Here is a 211-nt window from a genome sequence, read left to right as displayed (position 1 = left end):
ACGATTTTAATATTGTTATTTGTCATTTTGGTTGTGTAGCTTTGGACCGGGTTTTTCTTGCTTTTGAATGTCGGATGGCCCTTAAAGTCATACGGCGTTGGCGTATAGCCTTCTGCACATTTTTTAGCGGCTCGTTTTTTTAATTCTTTTTTCGGCTGTTCCTTATATTTTTTGAATCCTTCATACTGATATTCGATGCTTGCCTGAAGAG

The 211-nt window shown here is 37.9% G+C and carries 1 pseudogene; it reads right to left on the bottom strand.

Going from position 1 to position 211, the window contains the following annotated elements:
- Nucleotides 1–211: pseudogene (locus tag L2D08_RS23915) on the bottom strand (hypothetical protein); the annotation flags it as partial.

It is taken from the genome of Domibacillus sp. PGB-M46, assembly GCF_022668875.1.
Lineage (GTDB): Bacteria > Bacillota > Bacilli > Bacillales > Domibacillaceae > Domibacillus.
This window is presented reverse-complemented; position numbering and strand designations above follow the sequence as displayed.